The organism is Metabacillus schmidteae (assembly GCF_903166545.1).
Classification (GTDB): domain Bacteria; phylum Bacillota; class Bacilli; order Bacillales; family Bacillaceae; genus Metabacillus; species Metabacillus schmidteae.
In genome coordinates, this window is the sequence record NZ_CAESCH010000002.1 from 663143 (window position 1) to 687039 (window position 23897).

Consider the following 23897-nt stretch of genomic DNA (forward strand, 5'->3'; position numbering starts at 1 on the left):
TTTTTCATGTCAAAAGCAACGAATTCAGTGATTAAAGGTGGCAGCTTCTTAATTGAAGATATTTCATATGATCGTATGTTTACTCCAGAGGACTTCACAGATGAACAGAAACTGATTGCAAAAACAACAGAAGATTTCACAGTAAACGAGGTTTTACCACATTTAGATGATATTGAAAACCACCAATTTGAAAAATCAGTAAACCTGTTAAAGCAGGCTGGAGAACTTGGCTTATTAGGGGCAGATGTTCCCGAAGAATACGGTGGATTCGGTTTAGATAAAATAAGCTCTGCTCTTATTACAGAGAAGATTTCAAGAGCAGGAAGCTTCTCCCTTTCCTTTGGTGCACATGTAGGTATTGGTTCATTACCGATCGTTTTATTTGGAAATGATCAGCAAAAAAAGAAGTACCTACCTGAACTTGCAACAGGTGAAAAAATTGCAGCATATGCCCTAACAGAACCTAGTTCAGGATCTGATGCATTAGGAGCAAAAACGACGGCAAGATTAAACGCGGAAGGCACACATTATGTGTTAAATGGTGAAAAGCAATGGATCACAAACTCAGGTTTTGCTGATGTCATTATCGTATATGCGAAAGTCGATGGAGAGCACTTCTCAGCCTTTATCGTTGAAAGAGACTTTCCGGGAGTGTCCACCGGACCTGAAGAAAAGAAAATGGGGATAAAAGGCTCATCAACAAGAACAGTTATTTTAGAGGATGCGCTTGTGCCAAAAGAAAACTTACTAGGAGAGCTGGGGAAAGGGCATGTAATTGCATTTAACATATTAAACATTGGTCGATATAAACTTGCAGTTGGAACAATTGGCGGTTCAAAAAGAATGGTCGATGTTGCTGTTCAATATGCGAATCAACGCCAGCAATTCAAAACACCAATATCAAGCTTCTCCCTTATTCAAGAAAAACTAGCTAATATGGCTGTTAAAACATATGCAATGGAAAGCTCTGTTTACCGCACAGTTGGTCTTTTTGAAGACCGTATGAGCCGCCTGACAGATGAGGAAATTAAGGATGGAAAAGAAGTAGCTAAGTCTATCGCTGAATATGCAATCGAGTGTTCGTTAAATAAAGTATTTGGCTCAGAAACACTTGATTATGTTGTCGATGAAGCGGTACAAATTCATGGTGGATACGGCTTTATGGCGGAATATGAAGTGGAGCGTGTTTACCGGGATTCACGTATAAATCGTATTTTTGAAGGAACAAATGAAATTAACCGTCTTTTAGTACCAGGAACTTATTTACGAAAAGCACTTAAAGGAGAATTACCTTTATTCCAGAAAGCACAAAGCTTACAAGAAGAGTTAATGATGCTAATGCCTGAGGAAGTTGGAGATGGAACACTGGAACAAGAAAAATATCTTTTGAAAAATGCAAAAAAAATAGGCGTATTAATTGCTGGTCTTGCAGCTCAAAAATATGGAAAAGAACTACAAAAGGAACAGGAAGTATTAGTGAATATAGCAGACATAGTGAGCAATGTGTATGCAATGGAATCAGCGATCCTTCGGACAGAAAAGGCGATTGCAAAAACTGGTGAAGAAAAAAATAAGCAAAAGCTTCTTTACACTCAAGTATACTGTCAGGAAGCATTTAATGAAATTGAGGCTCATGCAAAAGAATCACTAATTGCAGTTGAAACAGGTGATTCCTTGCGTATGATGTTATCAGCTTTACGTAAATTCACTAGATACACACCGATTAATGTTATCGGAAAGAAAAGAGAAATCGCAGCAACGATTATTGATAAAAATGCTTATTTAGCATAAAAAGTAAGGGGGCAATCAGTGTGATTGTCCCTTTTATTGTAAAAAAATTTATTAAACCAAAATAGGATATTCCTAATTATGCTTCGACAAAAATCTGTGATAAGATAAATTCAATAAGAGTGTATTTATAGGGGAGTCGGAGGTGATACAAATGGCATTAGATTTTTATTGGTACCCTAAATGCGGGACATGTCGAAAAGCTAAAAAGTGGTTAGAAGAACATAACATTGATTTTAATGAAATACATATTGTGGAAAACCCGCCTTCCAAAGAAGAACTAATAAGTATCTATCAAAAGAGCGGGGTAGAACTTAAGAAATTCTTTAACACAAGTGGTCAGAAATATCGAGAGCTTGGGCTCAAAGATAAATTAACAGCAATGTCAGAAATGGATATGCTTGACCTATTATCATCTAATGGGATGTTAGTGAAACGACCGCTTACAGTTGGAGATCAAAAGGTAACAATAGGTTTTAAGGAAGAACAATTTGCTGAAACTTGGGGGAATTAACAGATATCCCTTGCAACAGTATTAAAAAACTGCTAAAACAGAAGTAATTAACTAGGTTAGAAATTAAAGTAATATAACGATTTCATGACATGAAAAAGAAAAGAATCCTGGAGGTATGAGAACATGAACACACCTAAAGAACTTCGTTATTCAGAAGAGCATGAGTGGGTAAAAGTTGAGGGAGATAAAGTTCGAATTGGCATCACTGATTTTGCCCAATCAGAACTAGGTGATATCGTTTTCGTCGAACTGCCACAAGTTGGAGACGATATTAAAGCGGACGAGCCATTTGGAAGTGTTGAATCAGTTAAGACAGTTTCTGAACTTTATGCACCTATCAGTGGTAAGATTGTTGAAATCAATGAAGATCTTGATGATAGCCCTGAGTTTGTAAATGAATCACCATATGAAAAAGCATGGATGGTTGTCATTGAACCTTCAGATATTGCTGATGTTGAAAAGTTAATGACTGCTGAACAGTACGAAGAAAAGACAAATCAAGACTAATAAGCATGATGTAATAAAATATGGACACCCTATAAGTAAGGTAAAGGAGGGTGTCCATATGTCTATTCAAAAAAAAAGGTTAGATATAACTGATCGAGTTGTCGGTAAATTTGGTGATGGGCAGTTGAATCTTTATCTGGAAAAAGAAAAAATCGGCCAAATGGTCTCAGAAAATAATTATGATTTGAAAGCAGGTTACGAATTTAATGATAGCCGCTTTTACCAAATTGCAGATGTAGTATCTGAACCAGATCAAAAATATGTCGACTGTGACGATGAAAATGGCTGGTGTTAATGCTAAAGCAAAAGCAGTGGCTAGCACCACTGCTTTTTTGAACTTATTTCTTTATATAAATTGGTCGTTTTCTTTTCATGTTTTTGATACTGATTAAGAAAAAACATGAAATTAAAGGGAAACAACCTCGACAAATCGAATACGTTATAGAAAAGACTTTTTACTTTAGAATTAGGTGATGGTTATGTCGTTAGTTGAGGTTGAAAAAGTATTAATTGTTGAAGGTAAATCAGATAAAAAGAAAGTGTTAAATGTAATATGTGAACCAATAGAAATCATTTGCACAAATGGTACCATCAGTATAACAAAAATGGATGAATTAATTGACGAGTTATTCCTTAAAGATGTGTATATTTTAGTGGATTCAGATGATGCAGGAGACCGTTTGCGTAAACAATTTAAAAGAGAATTTCCTGAAGCATCCCACATCTATATTGACAGGGCTTATCGTGAGGTAGCAACAGCGCCTGATCATCATGTTGCATCAGTCCTGCTTAGTGCTAATATAGATGTAAATGCTAAATTTCTTTAGAAGGGTGCATAAAGTTAGGTTATGATTGAGTGGAAGGAAAAACAGCTTACAATATTAAACGAAGGTATTTATATAATGTATTTATATACTCCAATGTGTGGTACATGTCAGGTTGCTAAAAAAATGCTCACTGTTGTAGATGAATTACTTCCAGATTTAGATATTCATTCTATTAATTTAAATTATTATCCAGAAGAAGCGAAAGAATTGGGAATTGAAAGTGTACCATGCTTGCTTATATTTAAAGATGGAAAAATAATGGAAAGAGTATATGCGTTTCAGTCAGTGGGATATCTTTATGATCTTATAAAACAATATAATAGAAAAGATGACATATTTCTTGGGAAATAGAGTGGTTTCCACAGGAAAGGCAGAAACTGTCGAGATATATTTAAAGGATTCTCCCGATTAAAAATGAAATTAGTTAAGTAACTAATTGATATCGGGAGGTTTTTTTATGTTTATCACTGACTTTATTATAAGTATAAATAAAGCGGATTTTATAAAACCAATCTTAACGAATAGAAACCTAATAGTTGAAATTAAAGCTACTAATAAGTCCAGCTACTTTCTTGAACTTTCTTCAAAAAATTCAAATGTATTAGCTTCCCGACCGTCTAATGTGGATTTTTATATTGAAGGAGAAGAACAAGATATTAAGGAGATGTTGGAAAATAAAATTAGCTTAAAGCAATTAATTTCACTTGGGTGTATAAAGATTAAAGGATCCTACCGCGATTTTCTAAAACTTGATGCGTTAATTAAATTAAAATAAATCAAAGCATTACTTGAATTATTAACTCGAAATTTAGACCAATTGTTAAATAAAAAATAGAAGCTGAAAAAGGATGATATTCTTGTCGTCCTTTTTTATGTTAAATAAAACTTTTTTTTAAAGGGTGAATACATCGCAAGATACTGAATTTTTTAAATTTTATAACAAAACATTTTTAATTGACATAAATTTTTATCACATGATACAATCACACTCGTATTTAAAAATCGCTATTTAATTAAATTTATATATTGATGCTCTTATCAAGAGAGGTGGAGGGAAGTGCCCGACGAAGCCCGGCAACCATCAACACAATGTTGAAATGGTGCCAATTCACACAAAGCAGTTGCTTTGAGAGATGAGAGAAAGGATTTAACAGTGCCTTTCTGCTCATTAGTAGAAAGGTTTTTTATTTTAGTATCAGACTTTTTTTGTTTTGTACTTAGTTTAGGTGTCTAGCTCCAGCGCCTAGCCCCTCTAGGGTCTAGTCAATTTGGAATTGAAGGCAAAGAACGCCTTCTATTCCAAATCGCCTTATGCTTGTCGGGTCTGATCAAGGCGCTTGCGCTTTTCTTAAGAGTAATGAGAAAGAAGGTGACAGGATGATTACATTAGCAAATGTCAATAAAATATATAAAACAAAAGCAGGTCAGGTTCAGGCTGTTAACAATGTAAATTTAGAAATAGAAAAAGGCGAGATTTTTGGAATTATTGGTTACAGTGGAGCTGGTAAGAGTTCTTTGATTCGTCTTTTAAATGGGCTGGAAAGACCAACTAGTGGTCAAGTAAATGTTGCTGGAAGTCAAATTGACTCAATTTCTGGAGCAAAATTACGTAAAGCTCGATTAGAAATAAGCATGATTTTTCAACACTTCAATCTGTTATGGTCAAGAACAGTTCGAGAGAATATCGCATTTCCATTAGAAATTGCAGGTGTAAAAAAATCTGAACGACTAAAGCGTGTTGATGAGCTTATTAAGCTTGTAGGTTTAGAAGGCCGGGAAAATGCATATCCGTCACAATTAAGTGGTGGGCAAAAACAACGTGTGGGAATTGCAAGAGCACTAGCAAATAATCCAAAAGTATTATTATGTGATGAAGCTACATCTGCATTAGATCCTCAAACAACTGATTCTATCTTAGACTTATTAGTTGATATTAATAAGCGTTTAGGGTTAACAATTGTTCTCATTACGCATGAAATGCATGTCATTCGTAAGATATGCCATCGCGTTGCGGTAATGGAGAATGGGGAAGTTGTGGAACAGGGTGAAGTTCTGGATGTATTTAAAAACCCGCAAAAGGAAATAACAAAGCGCTTTGTTAAGCAGGTAACAGAACCTGAAGAGACAAATGAAGTTGTAGCTCATTTATTAGAGTTATATCCAAAAGGAAAAGTTATTCAACTTACCTTTGTTGGAGAAGCGGCTGAGCAGCCGTTGATCTCTAATTTAATTCGACAATTTGATTTAGAAGTAAATATTCTTCAAGGAAAAATTGCACAGACTCAAAGCGGTTCTTATGGTAACTTATTTATTCACCTTGATGGTGATGAGCAGGAAATTAACAAAGCATTGGAGTTTATTTACGGACAGCATGTAGAAGTAGAGGTGATTGCACATGCTTGAACAGCTTTTACCTGAAGTGAACTGGGAAAAGGTTTGGGAATCAACCTATGAAACAATCTATATGACGACTTGGTCAGTCCTGGCTACATTTATTTTGGGACTTCTTCTTGGATTATTATTATTTTTAACGGCTAAGGGAAACATATGGGAAAACAAGTTAATTAATAATCTGGTTGCAGCAATCGTTAATATTTTTCGATCAATTCCATTTATCATCTTAATTATCTTATTATTACCTTTTACGAAAGCAATTGTGGGGACGATATTAGGAGTTAATGCAGCATTGCCGGCACTAATTATTGGTGCAGCTCCATTTTATGGTCGTATGGTAGAGATTGCCCTAAGAGAAATTGATAAAGGCGTAATTGAGGCTGCTAAATCAATGGGCGCAAAAACAAGTACAATCATTTTCAAAGTGCTATTACCTGAATCAATGCCTGCTTTAGTATCAGGAATTACAGTTACAGCTATCGCATTAATTGGTTATACAGCAATGGCTGGTGCTATTGGTGCAGGTGGACTTGGAAATCTTGCCTTTATGGAAGGATTTAATAGAGGAAATAACCAAGTGACGTTAGTAGCAACTATTATTATTTTAATTTTTGTGTTTATTATCCAATTTATTGGAGATATCATAACTAAATCAATCGATAAACGATAGGAGGAAAAAGAATGAAAAAGACATTATTAGCTATGATTTTAACCATCCTAACGGCTGCACTTGTTGCTTGCGGTGGAGCAGATCAAGGGGAAGGCGCAACAGAAGGTGCCGAAGGTGAAACAAAATCATTAACAGTGGGTGCTTCACCAGTTCCACACGTTGAAATTTTAGAGGAAGCTATACCACTTTTAGAGGAAAAAGGTATTGAATTAAAAATTGAAGAATTTACAGACTATGTATTACCTAATAAATCTTTAGAATCTGAAGATTTAGATGCTAACTACTTCCAACATGAGCCATACTTAAAATCTCAAATTGCAGATAATGGTTACAAATTTGTAAGTGCTGGCGGCGTTCATATTGAGCCAATCGGTGTATATTCAAAACGTCATAAATCATTAGATGATCTTCCTGATGGTGCTAAAATTATTATGAGTAACTCTGTAGCAGACCATGGTCGTATGCTTTCAATGTTAGAAGAAAAAGGGTTAATTACGTTAAAAGAGGGCGTTGATAAAACAGCAGCAACTCTTGAAGATATTGCAGAGAATCCTAAAAACTTAGAATTTGAAGCAGACATCGAAGCGCCTATGTTAACAAAAGCATATGAAAATGATGAAGCAGATGCGTTTCTAATCAATGGTAACTTCGCTCTTCAAGCCGATTTAAACCCTGCGGAAGATTCAATCGCACTTGAGTCACCTGAAAACAATCCATATGTGAACTTACTTGTTGTTCGCGAAGGTGATGAAGATAGAGAAGAAATTAAAGCTCTAGTTGAAGTTCTTCAATCAGATGAAATCAAAGAGTTTATTGAAACTAAATACAAAGGTTCTGTTATCTCTGCTACACAAGGAGAGTAATGTCTATAAAAATGCTGACAACGATCATTCGTTGTCAGCATTTTTTCTTTATTACCCATATCTTTAACTTGAATACATTTTTCATGTAATAAGCATACTAACCGTGAAAAAAGGTGAAATGGAGCTGTGAAAAATGGAACAAAATGAAGAACTTATGACCTCTACTGAAGCTGCTTTACATGAATATAAAATGGGTTTAGGTATGTTCACTCAAAAAATGCCGGACATTGCAACACATTATAATGCATTTACAGAGGCATGTTTTAAAGAAGGGAAACTTTCTAAAAAAGAAAAGCATTTAATTGCTTTGGGAATTGCGATCAATACCCAAGACGAATACTGTATTATTTACCATGCTAAAGGATGTCTTGATAATGGAGCAGGTGAAGATGAAATTTTAGAAGCAGTTGGTGTTACAGCAGCTTTCGGCGGAGGAGCTGCGATGAGCCAGGCCGTTACACTTGTGCAGGAATGTATTCAGGAGCTTAACCAACTAAAACAATAATCAAGAATCTTGAGGAAACTAGAGAATCGATGAGGAAAAAAGTGAATAGTGAATATAATCTAACAAAACAAGTGATAATCGGACTGGATGTTTTGTCAGATTATCTTACGAACTTTGAGTAGTATGAAAATTATTGTTATGCTTATTTACGTAAACAATAATTAGCTGAAAGGATTGATTCACTATTCACTCGAATCACGCTTCAATCGACCTGAATTATACGTCGGAAATGGAAAAAGCGATGCATCAATCTCACGGAATGGGATATGCAGAATATGCTAGAAAGCATGATAAGCGCATGGATGTTGAAATGAGTCGTGAAGAAGATTACCGGAAAAGTCAATTGATTTATGCTGATATTGAAAGAAAAATGAAAAAGTAGGTTTTATAGATAGAAGAATCAGTGGTTGCTACTGATTCTTCTTTTTATATGAATAAAGCAAGGTTATTCGAAAGGACCTGGATAAACAACTGAATTCGTTCTGTCTATTTATTTTAATTGTAATAAAAATCAACACTAAGAGAATGTTTTTTTATATAAAGGAAGAAAATAAACAAGGTATCTAAAGGGTAGATTCACAGAGAAATGTGTTATATAGTAGAAACTGGCTAATTTCTCTATCTACATATCATGGAGTGCAAAATAAAAGAATGACAAGCAAATTTTACACGACATTTTTCGACGAGATTTCATAAAGGTTGTGTTCACTTTTCATTTGTTATAATATTAGAATGAGAATAAATTGAGAATTAGTAAACTTTATATAACATGGAGGGTTTTCAATATGGCAGGTTCTACATTAATCATTAAGGATTTACACGTAGAAATTGATGGGAAAGAAATTCTTAAAGGTGTAAATCTTGAAATAAAAGGCGGAGAGTTCCACGCAATCATGGGACCAAACGGAACAGGTAAATCTACTTTATCTTCAGCAATTATGGGTCACCCAAAATATGAAGTCACACAAGGCAGCATCACATTAGACGGTGAAGATGTATTGGAAATGGAAGTAGACGAGCGTGCTCGTGCGGGTCTATTCCTTGCTATGCAATATCCTAGTGAAATCAGTGGTGTAACAAATGCTGACTTCTTACGTTCTTCTATTAACGCACGTCGAGAAGAAGGTGATGAAATTTCTCTAATGAAGTTCATCCGTAAAATGGATGCTAACATGGAAGATCTTGAAATGGATCAAGATATGGCTCAACGTTACTTAAATGAAGGATTCTCTGGCGGAGAGAAAAAGCGTAACGAAATTCTTCAGTTAATGATGATTGAACCGAAAATTGCAATCTTAGATGAGATCGATTCTGGTCTTGATATTGATGCATTAAAGATCGTTGCAAAAGGAATTAACAAAATGCGTAATGAAGAGTTCGGCTGCTTAATGATCACTCACTACCAACGTTTATTAAACTACATTACTCCTGATAAAGTACATGTCATGATGCAGGGACGTGTAGTAAAATCAGGTGGTCCTGAGCTAGCACAACGCTTAGAAGCAGAAGGATATGACTGGATTAAGCAAGAACTAGGTATTGAAGACGAAACTGTTGGGCAAGAAGCATAATTGTAAGGGGGAGTATGAGACGTATGGAAACATTAACGATCAATCAGGATTATGTCACAAGCTTTTCTAGTAAGCTTGGTGAACCAGATTGGCTAAAAGATCTTCGCTTACAAGCTCTTGCAAAACTAGAGGATCTTCCAATGCCAAAACCAGATAAAACAAAAATTGATAAATGGAATTTCACAAACTTTAAAGAACATACGGTTGAAAGTCAAAAACTGGATTCTCTTAATGATTTACATGAAGATGTAAAATCTTTAATCGATTTGGAATCAACGAACAAAAACCTATATATTCAAGTTAACAATACAGCTGCATTTACTTCATTATCAACTGAATTAAAAGATCAAGGTGTGATCTTAACTGACATTCACACAGCAGCAAAAGAACATTCTGATTTAATGCAAAAATATTTTATGAAAGATGGCGTTAAAGTTGACGAGCATCGCTTAACAGCTTTACATGCTGCTCTTGTTAATGGTGGAGTATTTGTTTATGTACCTAAGAACGTAGAAGTTGCAGAACCAATTCAAGCGGTGTTCGTACATGATAACCCGAATACAACATTATTCAACCATGTGATCGTTGTAGCAGATGATAACAGTTCAGTTACTTATGTTGAAAACTATATTTCAACAGTAGAAAAGGTTGAAGGTGTATTTAACATTATTTCAGAAGTGTTTGCTAATACGAATGCTCGTGTTACTTACGGGGCAGTAGACACATTAGCAAATGGTGTGACAACATATGTTAACCGCCGTGGAGTTGCTGGTCGTGATTCACGCATTGAATGGGCTTTAGGCTTAATGAATGATGGAAACACAATTTCTGAGAATGTGACAAACCTAATGGGTGACGGGTCTTTCGGTGATACAAAAACAGTTGTTGTTGGTCGTGGCGAGCAAAAGCAAAACTTTACAACAAAGGTAGTTCATTTTGGTAAGCACTCAGAAGGCTATATTTTAAAGCATGGTGTGATGAAGGATAGTGCTTCTTCAATATTCAATGGTATCGGTAAAATTGAACATGGTGCAACAAAATCTAACGCAGAACAAGAGTCACGTGTTCTAATGCTTAGTGAAAAAGCACGTGGGGATGCAAACCCAATTTTATTAATTGATGAAGATGATGTAACAGCAGGTCATGCCGCTTCTGTTGGTCGTGTTGATCCGATTCAGCTTTATTATTTAATGAGTCGTGGTATTCCTCAAGTAGAAGCTGAGCGCTTAGTCATTCATGGTTTCTTAGCACCGGTTGTTAAAGAGCTTCCAATAGAAGGCGTGAAGAAGCAGTTAGTTGAGGTTATTGAAAGGAAAGTTAAGTAATGAATATCCATGATATTCGTGCCCATTTTCCGATCCTAAATCAACAAGTAAACGGCAACGATCTTGTCTACTTAGATAGTGCCGCAACATCTCAGAAGCCAATTGCTGTTATTGAAGCTTTATCAACTTACTATAAAGAGTACAATTCCAATGTTCACCGTGGAGTTCATACGTTAGGTACGAAAGCGACTGACGGATATGAAGGAGCACGTGAAAAGGTAAGACGATTCATTAATGCTAAGTCAATGCAGGAAATCATTTTTACTCGTGGTGCAACTACAGCGTTAAACATTGTTGCGCAAAGCTATGGGCTTACTAACGTAAAAGAAGGTGACGAAATCGTCATTACGTATATGGAGCACCACGCAAATGTAATTCCTTGGCAACAAGTAGCAAAAATTACTGGAGCCACATTGAAATACATTCCTTTACAAGAAGATGGAACAATTGATCTTAAGGATGTTGAAGAAACGGTTACAGCTAATACAAAAATTGTTTCAGTTATGCTTGTTTCAAATGTACTCGGAACAATTAATCCGATTAAGGAAATCACTGAAATTGCCCATAAAAATGGGGCTGTAATGGTTGTTGATGGTGCTCAAAGTACTCCTCACATGAAAATTGATGTACGCGATTTAGATTGTGATTTTTATGCCTTTTCAGGACATAAAATGTGTGGTCCAACAGGAATCGGGGTACTTTATGGTAAAAGGGCGCTACTGGAAAATATGGAACCAGTTGAATTTGGCGGAGAAATGATTGACTTTGTTGGATTACAAGAGTCAACATGGAAAGAGCTTCCTTGGAAGTTTGAAGCTGGGACGCCAATTATTGCTGGTGCTATTGGACTCAGTGCTGCGATTGATTTTCTAGAGGATATCGGATTAGAAGCAATTGAAGCACATGAGCATAAACTAGCTCAGTATGCTCTGGAACAATTAAGTCAGATTGACGGAATGACCATCTACGGACCTAAACATCGTGCGGGGTTAGTAACATTTAATATTGACGATGTTCATCCCCATGATGTTGCAACGGTTTTAGATGCTGAGGGAATTGCTGTACGTGCAGGTCACCATTGTGCACAGCCTTTAATGAAATGGCTAAAGGTTTCTGCAACAGCAAGAGCTAGTTTTTACCTGTACAACACAGAAGAAGAAGTGGATAAATTAGTTGCAGGTATTAAAAAGACAAAGGAGTACTTCAGTAATGTCTAACCACGTAAACCTAGATACACTTTATCGTCAAGTGATTATGGATCATTATAAAAATCCTCGTAACAAAGGGATTCTAGATAATAGCCTAACGGTCGATATGAACAATCCTACTTGTGGAGATCGCATTCGTTTAACACTTGATCTTGAGGATGATGTGGTAAAAAATGCAAAATTCGAAGGAGAAGGATGTTCTATCTCAATGTCATCAGCATCTATGATGACACAAGCCATTAAAGGGAAAAAATTAGAGGAAGCATTAAAGCTTTCTGAAATCTTTTCGAATATGATGCTTGGTAAAGAATATGATGATGATATCGACTTAGGTGATATTGAAGCATTACAGGGAGTTGCAAAATTCCCTGCTCGTATTAAATGTGCGACACTTGCATGGAAAGCAATGGAAAAAGGCGTAAAAGAAGGCAACGAATAATTTTGCGCTACTAAATCTAAATGGATTGGAGTGAATGTAGATGGCAAAAAAGGCACCTGAAATCGGCGATTACAAGTATGGTTTTGCTGACAAGGATGTTTCCATCTTCCGTTCTGAACGAGGATTAACGAAAGAGATCGTAGAAGAAATTTCTCGTATGAAAAATGAGCCACAATGGATGCTTGATTTCCGTTTGAAATCATTAGAGCATTTTTATAATATGCCAATGCCACAATGGGGCGGAGATATGGCGTCATTAAATTTCGATGAAATTACGTATTATGTAAAACCTTCTGAGAAATCGGAACGCTCTTGGGATGAGGTACCTGAAGAAATCAAAGCTACATTTGATAAATTAGGTATTCCAGAAGCTGAACAAAAGTATTTAGCTGGTGTATCAGCTCAATATGAATCAGAGGTTGTTTATCACAACATGAAGGAAGATCTTGAAGAGCTTGGAATAGTTTTTAAAGATACGGATACAGCTCTAAAAGAAAACGAAGATATTTTCCGCGAGCATTTCGGAAAAGTTATTCCACCGGCAGATAATAAGTTCTCTGCATTAAACTCAGCAGTATGGTCTGGTGGATCATTCATCTATGTACCAAAAGGTGTAAAAGTAGATACTCCATTACAAGCTTACTTCCGTATTAACTCAGAAAACATGGGGCAATTTGAGCGTACATTAATCATTGTTGATGAAGGCGCACATGTTCACTATGTTGAAGGATGTACAGCTCCAGTTTACACAACAAACTCACTTCACAGTGCAGTTGTTGAAATCATTGTAAAAGATGGTGGATACTGCCGTTATACGACAATCCAAAACTGGGCAAACAACGTATTTAACCTTGTTACAAAGCGCGCTGTTTGTGATGCGAATGCAACAATGGAATGGATTGATGGTAACATCGGTTCAAAATTAACAATGAAATATCCTGCTGTTATCCTTAGAGGTGAAGGTGCAAGAGGTATGACATTATCAATTGCCCTAGCTGGTAAAGGACAACACCAGGATGCAGGAGCTAAAATGATACACCTTGCTCCAAACACATCATCAACAATCGTATCTAAATCCATCTCAAAACAAGGTGGTAAAGTAACATACCGTGGTATTGTTCACTTCGGACGTAAAGCTGAAGGAGCAAGATCAAATATTGAATGTGATACACTTATCATGGATAACCAATCAACATCTGATACAATTCCATACAACGAGATCTTAAACGACAATATCTCACTTGAGCACGAAGCAAAAGTATCGAAAGTATCAGAAGAGCAATTATTCTATCTAATGAGCCGTGGTATTTCAGAAGAAGAAGCAACTGAAATGATCGTAATGGGCTTCATTGAGCCATTTACAAAAGAGCTTCCAATGGAATATGCAGTTGAAATGAACCGCCTGATTAAGTTTGAAATGGAAGGTTCTATCGGTTAATATCAAATAAATAAAACGGGACTGACAATTGTGTCGGTCCCGTTTTTCTATCTTTTCCAGTCATGGTATAGTATGAGTAGGTAATCTAAAACTTTATCCCAGGGTGATTTTAGAATGTCAACCATTCAAATAGGATTAACTGGCTGGGGAGATCACGATTCTCTCTACGTTAACTCAAATACAACAACAAAATTACAGGAATATGCTGCTCATTTTCCAACGGTCGAAATTGATTCTACATTTTATGCTATTCAACCTGAGCGTAATATGGAAAAATGGGTCAGAGATACACCAGAAGGTTTTCAATTTATTGCAAAAGCCTATCAAGGGATGACTGGGCATCTTCGTGGTGAGATTCCTTTTGATCATAAAATCGACATGTTCAATGCTTATCTAAAGTCATTAGAGCCATTAAAAGCATCTAAAAAGCTTGCAATGGTACTTTTTCAATTTCCACCATGGTTTTCATGTACAAAAGAGAATGTAGAATATTTAAAATGGTGCAGAGAAAAAATGGGGGATACAGAGGTTGCGCTTGAATTTCGAAATCGATCCTGGTTTTCACCAACGTACTATGAAAAAACCTTGCAATTTATGGAGATGGAGGACTGGATTCATAGCATCGTCGATGAACCGCAAGCTGGTGAAAGATCCATACCCACCGTATTACATCCTACAAATCCTCATAAAACCTTAATAAGACTTCATGGTCGTAATGTTTATGGCTGGAATAAGCCTGCAAACGGTGATGATTGGCGGGATGTACGATATTTATACAAATATAATGAACAGGAATTACAAGAATGGCAAGAGCATCTATCAAAAATCAAAAGCCATACAGAGACGATCTTTATGCTTTTTAATAATAACTCTGGTGGTGACGCTGCAGAGAATGCAAAGATGATGATTTCACTACTTGGAATACATTACTCAGGACTTGCTGAAAAACAATTAAGCTTGTTTTCAGATGAAGACTAAGATAATCTTTGTGTGGCCTCGTGTAGCTGGCATATGAAATAAGGAGAGAGGAATATGTTAGAGACAGTCCACCTATATCATACGAACGATTTACATAGTCATTTTGAAAACTGGCCTTCTATTGTTCAGTTTCTTAAGACAAAAAAGAACGATCACAAAGAGCAGCAGGAACAAATGATTTTACTCGACATTGGCGATCATGCAGATCGATTTCATCCAATTACCGAGGCAACAAAAGGCAAGGCGAATGTTCACTTATTAAACCATTTAGAGTATGATGCTGTGACAATTGGAAACAACGAAGGAATTACGTTTTCACATGATGATCTTGACACACTTTATGAGCAAGCACAGTTTCCGGTCATTCTTTCAAATTTGTATACTGAGTTAGGAGAAAGACCGAAATGGGTAGTCCCATATCATATAGTAACTTTACATAATGGTATGAAAATGGCTTTATTAGGTGTAACTGTCTTTTATGAGAAGTTTTATGAATTATTAGGCTGGAAAATAAAAGATCCTTTTCAAAGTTTAACAGAAACGATTCAGCAGGTTAGGGATCAAGTAGATATCATTATTCTACTTTCCCATTTAGGAATTAGTGATGATGAAATCATTGCAAATGAGTTTCCGGACATTGATGTCATCATAGGTGGACATACTCATCATGTGCTCCCAGAGGGAAAAGAAATTAACCAAACTCTTATAGCGGGAGCTGGAAAATACGGTCAATATATTGGTCATATATCCTTAACTATTAATACAGAAGAAAAAAAGATCCAGACTCATAAAGCAACTCTTTATCCTATGGAACACGAAAAGAAGGTATGTAAAGAGACTGTCCAGTGGTTACAGCAAATGAGTATGAGTAGTGATCAAATTCTTTCAGAAGTTGTCGGTATATCTAGCGAAAATTTATCTCTTGATTGGTTTCATGACTCTACTTTTCCAAAGCTTCTTGTACAAGCCATTAAGGAGTGGTGTGATGGTGAAGTAGCGATGGTGAATTCGGGAATCATTTTAGAACCTCTGCAAGTAGGACCTGTGACAAGAAAGGATCTTCATCGTATTTGTCCGCATCCTATTAATCCTTGCAAAGTTTTCCTAAAAGGAGATGTATTGAAAGAAGTAATTGTCCAATCTAGAGATGAAAAGATGGAACAATTAAAGTTAAAGGGATTAGGATTTAGAGGAAAAGTAATGGGACGAATGGTATTTGAAGGGATTGACGTCCGTATGAAAGTGTTACTGGATGGAAAAGAGCATGTAACAGATATCTTCATAAACGGTGAACCGATCCAAGAAGATCGCATTTATGGAGTCGCAACAATTGACATGTTCACACTTGGTCCATTATTTCCCGAAATCAGTCATGCTGAAAAGAAAATCTTCTATATGCCTGAACTTCTGCGAGATTTATTAGCCTGGAAATTAGGCAGGAAATCCAACTAAAGTATAGGCAATTATCTACACGTATCCTTTCTTAGTTCATAAAAATATAACAAGAAAGGAGTGTAGAGAAGATGGTGACTATGACACCAATTGTCATTGATGGAAACCAATTTACTGCTATTACGGTTGCATTGCCAAAGACAAATTTTATGGCAATAACAAACGAAAAGGGATATATTATGTGCGGCGCACTTGATGTCGCTTTATTAAATGAAAAGCTTAAAGATAGGGGAATTATTGCAGGGCGTGCTGTAGGGGTTCGCACAATTGAACAGCTTCTTGAGGCACCTTTAGAATCAGTCACATATGAGGCTGAAACACGTGGAATTACCGTTGGAACAAAAGGAAAAGATGCTTTACTTAAGATGATATAGGGCAACTTCGAGAGAAAAATAAAATAAAAAATTAGCGTACATCCCTCCATACATGCATAAACATAGCTTGTAAAGGAGGGATTTGTTTTGGCTAAATTTCGCGGACGACGCCCGCGTAGAGGGCCTTTACCTTTTCGATATGTTGTATTATTAACATGTGTTATTTTTATATTACTAACCTCTGTCAGCTTTTGGATTGTAAATGTCCAGATTGAATCCACGATGATGAAAATTGCAAAGTTAGAGGCGAATAAAGTAGCAACCACAATCATTCATGATGCGGTTGAAGAAGAAATTATGACGAATGAGGAACAAGAGAATTTAGTTAAGATTGATAAGGACTCTGAAGGAAATGTAAATTCATTTACATTTAATCAACGAGCTGTTGCAATGGTTAAGAAAAGAGTAACCGATAATGTCACAAAAAAGCTCGGTGAAATAGAGAGGAATAATTTCCATGGAATGACACCTAACACAGACGGAGATAATGGAATCATTTATGAAATTCCTTTAGGTAAGATCACAGGAAACTCTATATTAAGTACACTCGGACCTGGAATACCAATTGAGTACTATTTAATAGGAGATGTATTTACTGATATTAAAACATCGACAAAGGAATATGGAATTAATAATGCCGTTCATGAGATCGGTATATTTGTAGAGGTAAGTGTACAGGTAGTCATTCCGTTTGCTACAGATGTGGTAAAAGCAGTAAATACGATTCCGGTTGTGATTCAAACCGAGCAAGGAGAAGTACCTGAATATTATAACAGTGGTGACGAAGGTGCAGACCATTCCATAGAATTACCAAAAAAATAATAGTTGTACTTATTAAACTATTCTAGTAGAATGATTTATGTTAAATAAATATTGACCTTTCATCACCTTATCTCATGATGAGGTAGAGGCGCAAAAAACAAGAGTACAATATGTGAGTATGACATCGAAGATCATATTGGAAAGGGTTTTTTGCCGAAGTAAATGTTTGCTAGTCAGGTTGCATTTGCTGGTATTACTTTAAATAAAGGTAATACTGTCATTATAGAAATCTATAATGGAGGGCTACTGATCGAGATGGAGGATAACATAGCATTATTCTAAAAACAAGAGTAATGATCGTTATTTTCTATTATTACTCAACTATCAACGTCAGAGCCTTCCATAATAAAATACGGGAGGCTTTTTTGCATCATGTCAGGCACTATTTTTTCTATTATTCCACCTATTATTGCCATATTAATGGTCGTTATAACGAGAAGAGTTTTACTTTCTCTTGGAGTCGGAATTGTTTCCGCAGCTTTAATCCTTAAAGATTTTTCAATTACTGATTCAGGATTAGTAATCTTAGAGGCAATTAAGGCTATCTTTATTTCTGATGGTGAATTGAATACATGGAATGTTTACATTCTCCTATTTTTACTTCTTTTAGGAATCATTACAGCCCTTATTTCTATCTCAGGTGGAAGCCGTGCTTTTGGAGAGTGGGCTCAAAAACGTGTGAAGACCCGTGCTGGTGCACAATTAACAGCAGCGTTTCTTGGAATTTTAATCTTTATTGACGATTATTTTAATGCACTTGCAGTTGGACAAGTTAGTCGTCCAATTACAGATCGCCAAAAAGTTTCACGAGCAAAACTTGCTTATATTATTGATTCAACTTCTGCACCAGTTTGTGTAATTTCTCCTGTTTCTAGTTGGGGAGCCTATATTATCGCGATGATTGCGACAATTTTAACAACACATGGAGTAACAGAATATACTCCTCTTGGCGCTTTTATGATGCTGGTTCCGATGAATTATTATGTGTTTGCAGCGCTTATTTTAGTTTTTGCTGTTGCTATGTTTAACATAAATATCGGTGCAATGAAAGTCCACGAAAATCGAGCAATTGAGACAGGACAAGTTGTTGATCCATCGAAAGAGGTACTTGGTGATGTGAAAGAAGACTTACCATCAAGTGACAAAGGGACAGTTGGCAACCTTGTTTGGCCAATCATATCTCTCATTATTGGGACTGTTGCATCTATGTTGTATACAGGATATAGTGCGATTGAAGATAAAACAGATGTAACAATCTTCACCATTTTTGAGAACACTGATGTATCTGCTTCACTATTATATGGTGGTCTTTTTGGCTTAGTTGTTACCATTATCTTGTTTTTAGCGAGAGGAATTAAAGGTAATTATTTACCTTTAGCATTGAAAGAAGGAATTAAATCCATGCTGCCGGCCATTTATATTCTATTATTTGCATGGGTTATCGTAGATCTTATCGGTCAATTGAGTACTGGTGAATATCTGGCAGGACTTGTAGAAAAATCTAACTTAAATCTATCTTATTTACCGGTAGTTATGTTTGTTCTCGCTGCATTTATGGCATTTGCAACAGGAACATCTTGGGGTACATTTGGAATTATGCTACCAATTGCAGGAGAAATTACAGCTGCAACGGATATTAATATGCTACTTCCGGCAATGGCAGCAGTTCTTGCAGGTTCAGTACTCGGAGACCATTGTTCACCGATTTCCGATACAACTATCCTATCCTCGACAGGTGCAGGGAGTCACCACATCGATCACGTGATGACACAGTTGCCGTATGCAATAACTGGTGGTGGAATAGCTGCGATCGGTTATCTCGTTTTAGGATTAACAGGAAGCAGTATTATTGGGTTTATAAGTATTATTCTATTGTTGGGCGCATTCATTACCATACTAGCAAGAAAACAAAAACAAGTGGTTAAAGAGAGGGCTTAGCTCTCTCTTTTTGTTGGTTTCCAGAAGAGTATCCAATTTCTTCTAATGATTTATTATGAATTCAATAGTAATTTAGCTGTAAGAAAAAAAAGTATTATGATAAAAATGGTAAATAGTAAAAGTATTTTTTAAGTGAAAAATTCCTTCTACACTTTTATGAGCTAAATAAATAAAGAAAATGATTAAAAATTAATATGGTGTATAAACTATTTCCATATTTCTTTTGAACTATTTAAAATTTCTGAAAATATCATCTTAAAATAGTATTTTTTCAAAATTTTTTATAGACATAGGAATAAAGTCCATTTATACTATGTATAGATTAAAATAAATAATCAGAAAATTAATTAATTTCTAATTGTTTCCACTTTTTAAAAAAGAGAAACAAAAGAGGAGGAAAAACTATGGAAAATCGCCCACAGTGGGGGACAAGGGCAGGATTTATTTTAGCGGCCGTTGGTTCTGCAGTAGGTTTAGGTAATATTTGGAGATTCCCGGCAACAGCTTATGAAAATGGAGGAGGAGCATTCTTCATTCCATACTTATTCGCACTTTTAACGGCTGGTATCCCATTACTTGTTATGGAGTTTACAATCGGTCATAAATATCGCGGTTCAGCTCCTATGTCTTTAGGAAGAATGAGCAAAGGTTCTGAGTGGATTGGTTGGTGGCAAGTTGCCATTTCATTTGTTATATCAACTTATTACGCAGTTATTATTGCGTGGGCCATGTCTTATTCAGTGTTCTCTTTCAATTTAAACTGGGGATCAGACACAGAAGGATTCTTATTTGGTGAATATTTACAATTGGCTGAAACACCTGGACAATTTGGAGGGTTAGTACCAGGAGTACTGATACCATTGGTCATTGTTTGGGTTGTTGCATTAGGTGTTCTTTTTGCAGGAGTTAAAAAAGGTATCGAAGTAGCGAACAAAATTTTCATTCCGGCACTAGTTATTTTATTTGGTATTATCGTTGTTCGTGCATTAACGCTAGAAGGAGCTGCAGCAGGGTTAGATGCTTTCTTTAAGCCTGACTGGAGCAAAATTGCTGATGGTAAAGTTTGGGTAGCAGCGTACGGTCAAATATTCTTTAGTTTATCAATCGCATTTGCTATTATGATTACTTATTCGAGCTACCTACCGAAAAAATCAGATATTACAAATAACGCATTTATTACAGGCTTCAGTAACTCAGCCTTTGAATTATTAGCGGGTATTGGAGTATTCAGTGCACTAGGATTTATGGCAGCACAACAGGGTGTTCCAGTTAGTGAAGTCGTGTCAGCTGGTGTAGGTTTAGCATTCGTTGTATTTCCGCAAATTATTAACGAGTTCCCAGCTCTTAATGGACTGTTTGGATTTTTATTCTTTGGCTCGTTAGTACTTGCAGGCTTATCATCTTTAATTTCAATTGTGGAAACATTTGTAGCAGGTGTGCAAGAAAAGTTCAATGTATCAAGAACAAAAGCTGTTGCATTTGGTGGAGGGTTATCAGCTTTAGTATCTTTAATTTTTGCAACCAAAGGCGGTTTATACTTCCTAGATTCAGTCGACTATTTTATTAATCAATTCGGTGTAGCAATGGCAGGTTTATTTGAAGTAATTGCAATTGCTTGGTTTGTTAAAGAACTTAAAAATCTTCAATCTCATGCAAACTCAATGTCTGATATTCAAATTGGAGCATGGTGGAGAATTTGCTTGGGTGTCATTACACCAATTGTGTTAGGCTATATGATGTTTGATAATCTGCGTAACAACTTAACAGCACCGTACGGAGACTACCCTTTAGGATTCTTATTTAGCTGGGGATGGACTGTAGCAATTGGCGCCATGCTAGTTGGTGTTCTATTCACAATTAAACGAAATAAAGTTGATCAATCACTTTCTACGTCAAAGAACAAGGGGGCATCACAGTCATGAGTGGAAGTGCAATTGCAATGATGATTATTGGTATGGTCATTATATGGGGCGGAATGGCAGCAAGTATTACGAATGCTGTGGTAAAATCGAAAAGAAAATAATAAGAAAAGAGGCTGATTGTTATAGAATTCAGCCTCTTATTTTTTTCTTCGTCTTTCAGCTCGATCAGCTCTTTCCCATGATTTAAGATGTGGAAAAGGATCAAATGACCATTCTGTTCGACCATTATCTTTATATAATCCATAATGTAAATGCGGTGGGAACTTTCCTGCTGTTCCTGGAGGACCATAGCCGGAGCTTCCTACAGATCCAATTAACTGACCAGGCTCTACAATCTGTCCTACTTTAAGGCCGTCTGCAAAACCATTTAGGTGAGCAAAATAATGATAAGTATTGTCGATATCACGAATTCCAACTCTCCAGCCTCCGAAGCGGTTCCACCCCTTCATTTCAATGACTCCATAACATGTGGACTTTACAGGAACACCATAGTTGGCAAAAATATCTGTTCCTTCATGAATTCTTCTGCCTCCCCAGCCGCGGGCATCACCCCATGTGTTTTTATAACTAAAATTATGACCAAGCGGAACAGGGAAGGTATGCTTGCCTAGATCTAAATGACCATATTGTTTATACAATTTTAAATGACCTAAAATAATCCCAACAGTTTGGTCGCGTTGGTAATAATCCCATAAGCCTATCTTTAAGTTTTCTAAGTCAGATCCATAAGATTGCAGGTAATGGGCAAATGAATATAAAACATCTTCATCATTTTTTGGATCGGCAAGTTTGTCTCCATTTCCATCTTCACCAATTCCACCAAAGAGTCCTATACTAGCAGGATTTTTATCATCTAAATTTGGATTTAAAGGACCCGCCCATACTTCCGGTTTAATATATATTTCAATTGATCCTTCTGCTTTGGGGATATCCTTCCTTGAGTGACGAACATTTCTTTCATATTGATCAACAGCAGCTAGTACATACCATGGGATAGATGTAACGGTTTCAACTTTTTTATATAAGCTCATTAGCTTTTCGTTTTCTTTTAGTTGATCTGTCTTTTCAGCTCCAAAGACCATCGTTTGAACTGAAAGTTGAATCACCATAAAGATGATAATGAGTGTTCCCACTTTTTTCACAGTAATGAGCTCCTTTCCTTATATTCTTTTGGTAACAGCCGATAGATTGTTTTACTCGGAATAAGGAAAACTAATGAATCAGTACCCATAAGTTTCTTTTTATAGTTTGGTTTTCAATAGCTATTTCATAAATAGAAAATGTTAGAAATTACATACACGTCTTTTCCTTGTCCCATACCAAACGTTGTGATAAAGTGGTAAACGTATATAGTAATGTTTTGTCAGTTAGTTTATATAGAATACATATTGGAGATGAATCTGATGGCGAAGAAAGAAGAATATTTACGTAAGCCAGAATGGTTAAAAATAAAACTTAATACGAATGAAAATTATACAGATTTAAAGAAATTAATGAGGGAGAAAAATCTTCACACTGTTTGTGAAGAAGCAAAATGCCCGAATATTCATGAATGTTGGGCAGTTCGTCGTACTGCAACATTTATGATATTAGGTGCGGTTTGTACACGTGCCTGCAGATTCTGTGCAGTTAAAACAGGTCTTCCAACAGAACTTGATTTAGCAGAACCGGAACGCGTAGCAGATTCTGTTGCGCTTATGAATCTGAAGCATGCAGTTGTAACAGCAGTAGCCCGTGATGATTTAAAAGATGGTGGGGCAAATGTGTTTGCTGAAACAGTGCGTGCTATTCGACGCAAAAGCCCATTTACTACGATTGAAGTGCTACCGTCTGATATGGGTGGAGTGTATGAAAACCTTAAAATTTTGATGGATGCAAAGCCTGACATTTTAAATCATAATATTGAAACAGTTCGCGAGCTTACTCCAAGGGTTCGTGCACGTGCAAAATATGACCGCTCATTGGAATTTTTAAAGCGTGCGAAAGAAATGCAGCCGCAAATTCCAACAAAATCGAGCCTAATGATCGGGTTAGGAGAAACAAAAGAGCAAATCATTGAAACAATGGATGATTTAAGAGCAAACGATGTTGACATTATGACAATTGGTCAATATTTGCAACCAACGAAAAAGCACTTAAAGGTTCAAAAGTACTATCATCCGGATGAATTTGCAGAACTAAGGGAAATTGCGCTAAGTAAAGGCTTCAGTCACTGTGAAGCAGGTCCACTTGTTCGATCTTCCTACCATGCAGATGAGCAAGTAAACGCAGCAGCTAAACAAAAACAAGCACAGGCTTAATTAAAAGGGTATAGAAACTTAATTTTGGTTTCTATACCTTTTTTTAATAGGTTAAATCTAAA

General features: G+C 36.2%; 26 protein-coding genes and 2 riboswitches. Of the genes, 25 read left to right on the forward strand and 1 reads right to left on the reverse strand.

Annotation, left to right across the window (positions count from 1 at the left end):
* The first annotated feature begins 6 nt into the window (after positions 1-6).
* The 24 genes from HWV59_RS23985 (at position 7) to HWV59_RS24100 (ending at position 21636) form a co-directional block, all read left to right on the forward strand.
* Positions 7-1791: an acyl-CoA dehydrogenase family protein gene (locus HWV59_RS23985; RefSeq protein WP_175640552.1), complete on the forward strand. Its 1785-nt coding sequence runs from the start codon at positions 7-9 to the stop codon at positions 1789-1791.
* 151 nt (positions 1792-1942) lie between these two features.
* A complete protein-coding gene (locus HWV59_RS23990) occupies positions 1943-2302 on the forward strand; it encodes an arsenate reductase family protein (RefSeq protein ID WP_102228584.1) in 360 nt (119 codons plus the stop codon).
* Positions 2303-2425: 123 nt separating this feature from the next.
* A complete protein-coding gene (gcvH, locus tag HWV59_RS23995) occupies positions 2426-2809 on the forward strand; it encodes a glycine cleavage system protein GcvH (protein WP_102228585.1) in 384 nt (127 codons plus the stop codon).
* A gap of 58 nt (positions 2810-2867) precedes the next feature.
* The gene (locus tag HWV59_RS24000; RefSeq protein WP_175640553.1) at positions 2868-3104 is read left to right on the forward strand and encodes a YusG family protein; all 237 of its coding nucleotides are present in this window, start codon (positions 2868-2870) and stop codon (positions 3102-3104) included.
* A gap of 184 nt (positions 3105-3288) precedes the next feature.
* Entirely contained in the window at positions 3289-3636 is a 348-nt protein-coding gene (locus HWV59_RS24005) for a toprim domain-containing protein (protein ID WP_175640554.1), read from the forward strand.
* A gap of 21 nt (positions 3637-3657) precedes the next feature.
* Positions 3658-3987, forward strand: coding sequence for a thioredoxin family protein (locus HWV59_RS24010; protein ID WP_175640555.1), 330 nt, complete (start codon positions 3658-3660; stop codon positions 3985-3987).
* Between the two features lie 106 nt (positions 3988-4093).
* Positions 4094-4411 carry an SCP2 sterol-binding domain-containing protein gene (locus HWV59_RS24015; RefSeq protein WP_175640556.1) on the forward strand — a complete coding sequence of 106 codons (318 nt, stop codon included), beginning with the start codon at positions 4094-4096 and terminating at the stop codon, positions 4409-4411.
* A gap of 257 nt (positions 4412-4668) precedes the next feature.
* A riboswitch (SAM riboswitch) is annotated at positions 4669-4776 on the forward strand.
* Between the two features lie 237 nt (positions 4777-5013).
* The gene (locus tag HWV59_RS24020) at positions 5014-6039 is read left to right on the forward strand and encodes a methionine ABC transporter ATP-binding protein (RefSeq protein WP_175640557.1); all 1026 of its coding nucleotides are present in this window, start codon (positions 5014-5016) and stop codon (positions 6037-6039) included.
* Entirely contained in the window at positions 6032-6700 is a 669-nt protein-coding gene (locus tag HWV59_RS24025) for a methionine ABC transporter permease (protein ID WP_102228591.1), read from the forward strand. The genes HWV59_RS24020 and HWV59_RS24025 overlap by 8 nt, the downstream gene beginning before the upstream one ends.
* Positions 6701-6711: 11 nt before the next feature.
* Positions 6712-7563 carry a MetQ/NlpA family ABC transporter substrate-binding protein gene (locus HWV59_RS24030; RefSeq protein WP_175640558.1) on the forward strand — a complete coding sequence of 284 codons (852 nt, stop codon included), beginning with the start codon at positions 6712-6714 and terminating at the stop codon, positions 7561-7563.
* A 133-nt stretch (positions 7564-7696) separates the two neighbouring features.
* A complete protein-coding gene (locus tag HWV59_RS24035) occupies positions 7697-8068 on the forward strand; it encodes a carboxymuconolactone decarboxylase family protein (RefSeq protein ID WP_102228593.1) in 372 nt (123 codons plus the stop codon).
* Positions 8069-8309: 241 nt separating this feature from the next.
* Positions 8310-8450: a hypothetical protein gene (locus HWV59_RS24040; protein ID WP_175640559.1), complete on the forward strand. Its 141-nt coding sequence runs from the start codon at positions 8310-8312 to the stop codon at positions 8448-8450.
* 403 nt (positions 8451-8853) lie between these two features.
* The gene (gene sufC / locus HWV59_RS24045) at positions 8854-9639 is read left to right on the forward strand and encodes a Fe-S cluster assembly ATPase SufC (protein WP_175640560.1); all 786 of its coding nucleotides are present in this window, start codon (positions 8854-8856) and stop codon (positions 9637-9639) included.
* Between the two features lie 14 nt (positions 9640-9653).
* Positions 9654-10964, forward strand: a complete 1311-nt coding sequence (gene sufD, locus HWV59_RS24050) for a Fe-S cluster assembly protein SufD (protein WP_102228595.1) — start codon at positions 9654-9656, stop codon at positions 10962-10964.
* Positions 10964-12181: a cysteine desulfurase gene (locus HWV59_RS24055; RefSeq protein ID WP_102228596.1), complete on the forward strand. Its 1218-nt coding sequence runs from the start codon at positions 10964-10966 to the stop codon at positions 12179-12181. The genes sufD and HWV59_RS24055 overlap by 1 nt, the downstream gene beginning before the upstream one ends.
* On the forward strand, positions 12174-12611 hold the full coding sequence (sufU, locus tag HWV59_RS24060; RefSeq protein ID WP_102228597.1) for a Fe-S cluster assembly sulfur transfer protein SufU: 438 nt from the start codon (positions 12174-12176) through the stop codon (positions 12609-12611). The genes HWV59_RS24055 and sufU overlap by 8 nt, the downstream gene beginning before the upstream one ends.
* Before the next feature lie 40 nt (positions 12612-12651).
* Entirely contained in the window at positions 12652-14049 is a 1398-nt protein-coding gene (gene sufB, locus HWV59_RS24065; RefSeq protein ID WP_102228598.1) for a Fe-S cluster assembly protein SufB, read from the forward strand.
* A gap of 114 nt (positions 14050-14163) precedes the next feature.
* Positions 14164-15027 carry a DUF72 domain-containing protein gene (locus tag HWV59_RS24070; RefSeq protein WP_175640561.1) on the forward strand — a complete coding sequence of 288 codons (864 nt, stop codon included), beginning with the start codon at positions 14164-14166 and terminating at the stop codon, positions 15025-15027.
* 54 nt (positions 15028-15081) lie between these two features.
* The gene (locus tag HWV59_RS24075) at positions 15082-16479 is read left to right on the forward strand and encodes a bifunctional metallophosphatase/5'-nucleotidase (protein ID WP_175640562.1); all 1398 of its coding nucleotides are present in this window, start codon (positions 15082-15084) and stop codon (positions 16477-16479) included.
* 71 nt (positions 16480-16550) lie between these two features.
* A complete protein-coding gene (locus tag HWV59_RS24080) occupies positions 16551-16853 on the forward strand; it encodes a YunC family protein (RefSeq protein ID WP_102228601.1) in 303 nt (100 codons plus the stop codon).
* Positions 16854-16940: 87 nt separating this feature from the next.
* A complete protein-coding gene (gene yunB / locus HWV59_RS24085; protein ID WP_102228602.1) occupies positions 16941-17675 on the forward strand; it encodes a sporulation protein YunB in 735 nt (244 codons plus the stop codon).
* A 75-nt stretch (positions 17676-17750) separates the two neighbouring features.
* Positions 17751-17929, forward strand: a riboswitch (Lysine riboswitch).
* Between the two features lie 118 nt (positions 17930-18047).
* A complete protein-coding gene (locus tag HWV59_RS24090) occupies positions 18048-19613 on the forward strand; it encodes a Na+/H+ antiporter NhaC family protein (protein ID WP_175640563.1) in 1566 nt (521 codons plus the stop codon).
* A gap of 404 nt (positions 19614-20017) precedes the next feature.
* Positions 20018-21535 (forward strand): sodium-dependent transporter, encoded by a 1518-nt coding sequence (locus HWV59_RS24095; RefSeq protein WP_175640564.1) that lies wholly within the window; start codon positions 20018-20020, stop codon positions 21533-21535.
* On the forward strand, positions 21532-21636 hold the full coding sequence (locus tag HWV59_RS24100; protein WP_175640565.1) for a methionine/alanine import family NSS transporter small subunit: 105 nt from the start codon (positions 21532-21534) through the stop codon (positions 21634-21636). The genes HWV59_RS24095 and HWV59_RS24100 overlap by 4 nt, the downstream gene beginning before the upstream one ends.
* Before the next feature lie 36 nt (positions 21637-21672).
* Here HWV59_RS24100 and HWV59_RS24105 read toward each other — a convergent pair whose 3' ends face one another.
* Positions 21673-22617 carry a M23 family metallopeptidase gene (locus tag HWV59_RS24105; RefSeq protein ID WP_235991905.1) on the reverse strand — a complete coding sequence of 315 codons (945 nt, stop codon included), beginning with the start codon at positions 22615-22617 and terminating at the stop codon, positions 21673-21675.
* A gap of 321 nt (positions 22618-22938) precedes the next feature.
* On the opposite strand from HWV59_RS24105, the gene lipA reads away from it, so the two are divergent.
* Positions 22939-23835: a lipoyl synthase gene (gene lipA / locus HWV59_RS24110; protein WP_175640566.1), complete on the forward strand. Its 897-nt coding sequence runs from the start codon at positions 22939-22941 to the stop codon at positions 23833-23835.
* Positions 23836-23897: the final 62 nt, after the last annotated feature.

Excerpts from the sequence above, each read along its gene's own strand:
- lipA (WP_175640566.1), top strand. The coding sequence starts at position 22,939 with ATGGCGAAGAAAGAAGAATATTTACGTAAGCCAGAATGGTTAAAAATA.
- sufB (WP_102228598.1), top strand. The coding sequence starts at position 12,652 with ATGGCAAAAAAGGCACCTGAAATCGGCGATTACAAGTATGGTTTTGCT.
- HWV59_RS24020 (WP_175640557.1), top strand. The coding sequence starts at position 5,014 with ATGATTACATTAGCAAATGTCAATAAAATATATAAAACAAAAGCAGGT.
- HWV59_RS24100 (WP_175640565.1), top strand. The coding sequence starts at position 21,532 with ATGAGTGGAAGTGCAATTGCAATGATGATTATTGGTATGGTCATTATA.
- HWV59_RS24015 (WP_175640556.1), top strand. The coding sequence starts at position 4,094 with ATGTTTATCACTGACTTTATTATAAGTATAAATAAAGCGGATTTTATA.
- HWV59_RS24010 (WP_175640555.1), top strand. The coding sequence starts at position 3,658 with ATGATTGAGTGGAAGGAAAAACAGCTTACAATATTAAACGAAGGTATT.
- HWV59_RS24105 (WP_235991905.1), bottom strand. The coding sequence starts at position 22,617 with ATGGTCTTTGGAGCTGAAAAGACAGATCAACTAAAAGAAAACGAAAAG.
- HWV59_RS23990 (WP_102228584.1), top strand. The coding sequence starts at position 1,943 with ATGGCATTAGATTTTTATTGGTACCCTAAATGCGGGACATGTCGAAAA.
- sufD (WP_102228595.1), top strand. The coding sequence starts at position 9,654 with ATGAGACGTATGGAAACATTAACGATCAATCAGGATTATGTCACAAGC.
- HWV59_RS24090 (WP_175640563.1), top strand. The coding sequence starts at position 18,048 with ATGTCAGGCACTATTTTTTCTATTATTCCACCTATTATTGCCATATTA.
- HWV59_RS23985 (WP_175640552.1), top strand. The coding sequence starts at position 7 with ATGTCAAAAGCAACGAATTCAGTGATTAAAGGTGGCAGCTTCTTAATT.
- HWV59_RS24055 (WP_102228596.1), top strand. The coding sequence starts at position 10,964 with ATGAATATCCATGATATTCGTGCCCATTTTCCGATCCTAAATCAACAA.
- HWV59_RS24030 (WP_175640558.1), top strand. The coding sequence starts at position 6,712 with ATGAAAAAGACATTATTAGCTATGATTTTAACCATCCTAACGGCTGCA.
- gcvH (WP_102228585.1), top strand. The coding sequence starts at position 2,426 with ATGAACACACCTAAAGAACTTCGTTATTCAGAAGAGCATGAGTGGGTA.
- HWV59_RS24035 (WP_102228593.1), top strand. The coding sequence starts at position 7,697 with ATGGAACAAAATGAAGAACTTATGACCTCTACTGAAGCTGCTTTACAT.
- HWV59_RS24000 (WP_175640553.1), top strand. The coding sequence starts at position 2,868 with ATGTCTATTCAAAAAAAAAGGTTAGATATAACTGATCGAGTTGTCGGT.
- HWV59_RS24070 (WP_175640561.1), top strand. The coding sequence starts at position 14,164 with ATGTCAACCATTCAAATAGGATTAACTGGCTGGGGAGATCACGATTCT.
- HWV59_RS24080 (WP_102228601.1), top strand. The coding sequence starts at position 16,551 with ATGGTGACTATGACACCAATTGTCATTGATGGAAACCAATTTACTGCT.
- HWV59_RS24075 (WP_175640562.1), top strand. The coding sequence starts at position 15,082 with ATGTTAGAGACAGTCCACCTATATCATACGAACGATTTACATAGTCAT.
- HWV59_RS24095 (WP_175640564.1), top strand. The coding sequence starts at position 20,018 with ATGGAAAATCGCCCACAGTGGGGGACAAGGGCAGGATTTATTTTAGCG.
- sufU (WP_102228597.1), top strand. The coding sequence starts at position 12,174 with ATGTCTAACCACGTAAACCTAGATACACTTTATCGTCAAGTGATTATG.
- HWV59_RS24005 (WP_175640554.1), top strand. The coding sequence starts at position 3,289 with ATGTCGTTAGTTGAGGTTGAAAAAGTATTAATTGTTGAAGGTAAATCA.
- sufC (WP_175640560.1), top strand. The coding sequence starts at position 8,854 with ATGGCAGGTTCTACATTAATCATTAAGGATTTACACGTAGAAATTGAT.
- HWV59_RS24040 (WP_175640559.1), top strand. The coding sequence starts at position 8,310 with ATGCATCAATCTCACGGAATGGGATATGCAGAATATGCTAGAAAGCAT.
- HWV59_RS24025 (WP_102228591.1), top strand. The coding sequence starts at position 6,032 with ATGCTTGAACAGCTTTTACCTGAAGTGAACTGGGAAAAGGTTTGGGAA.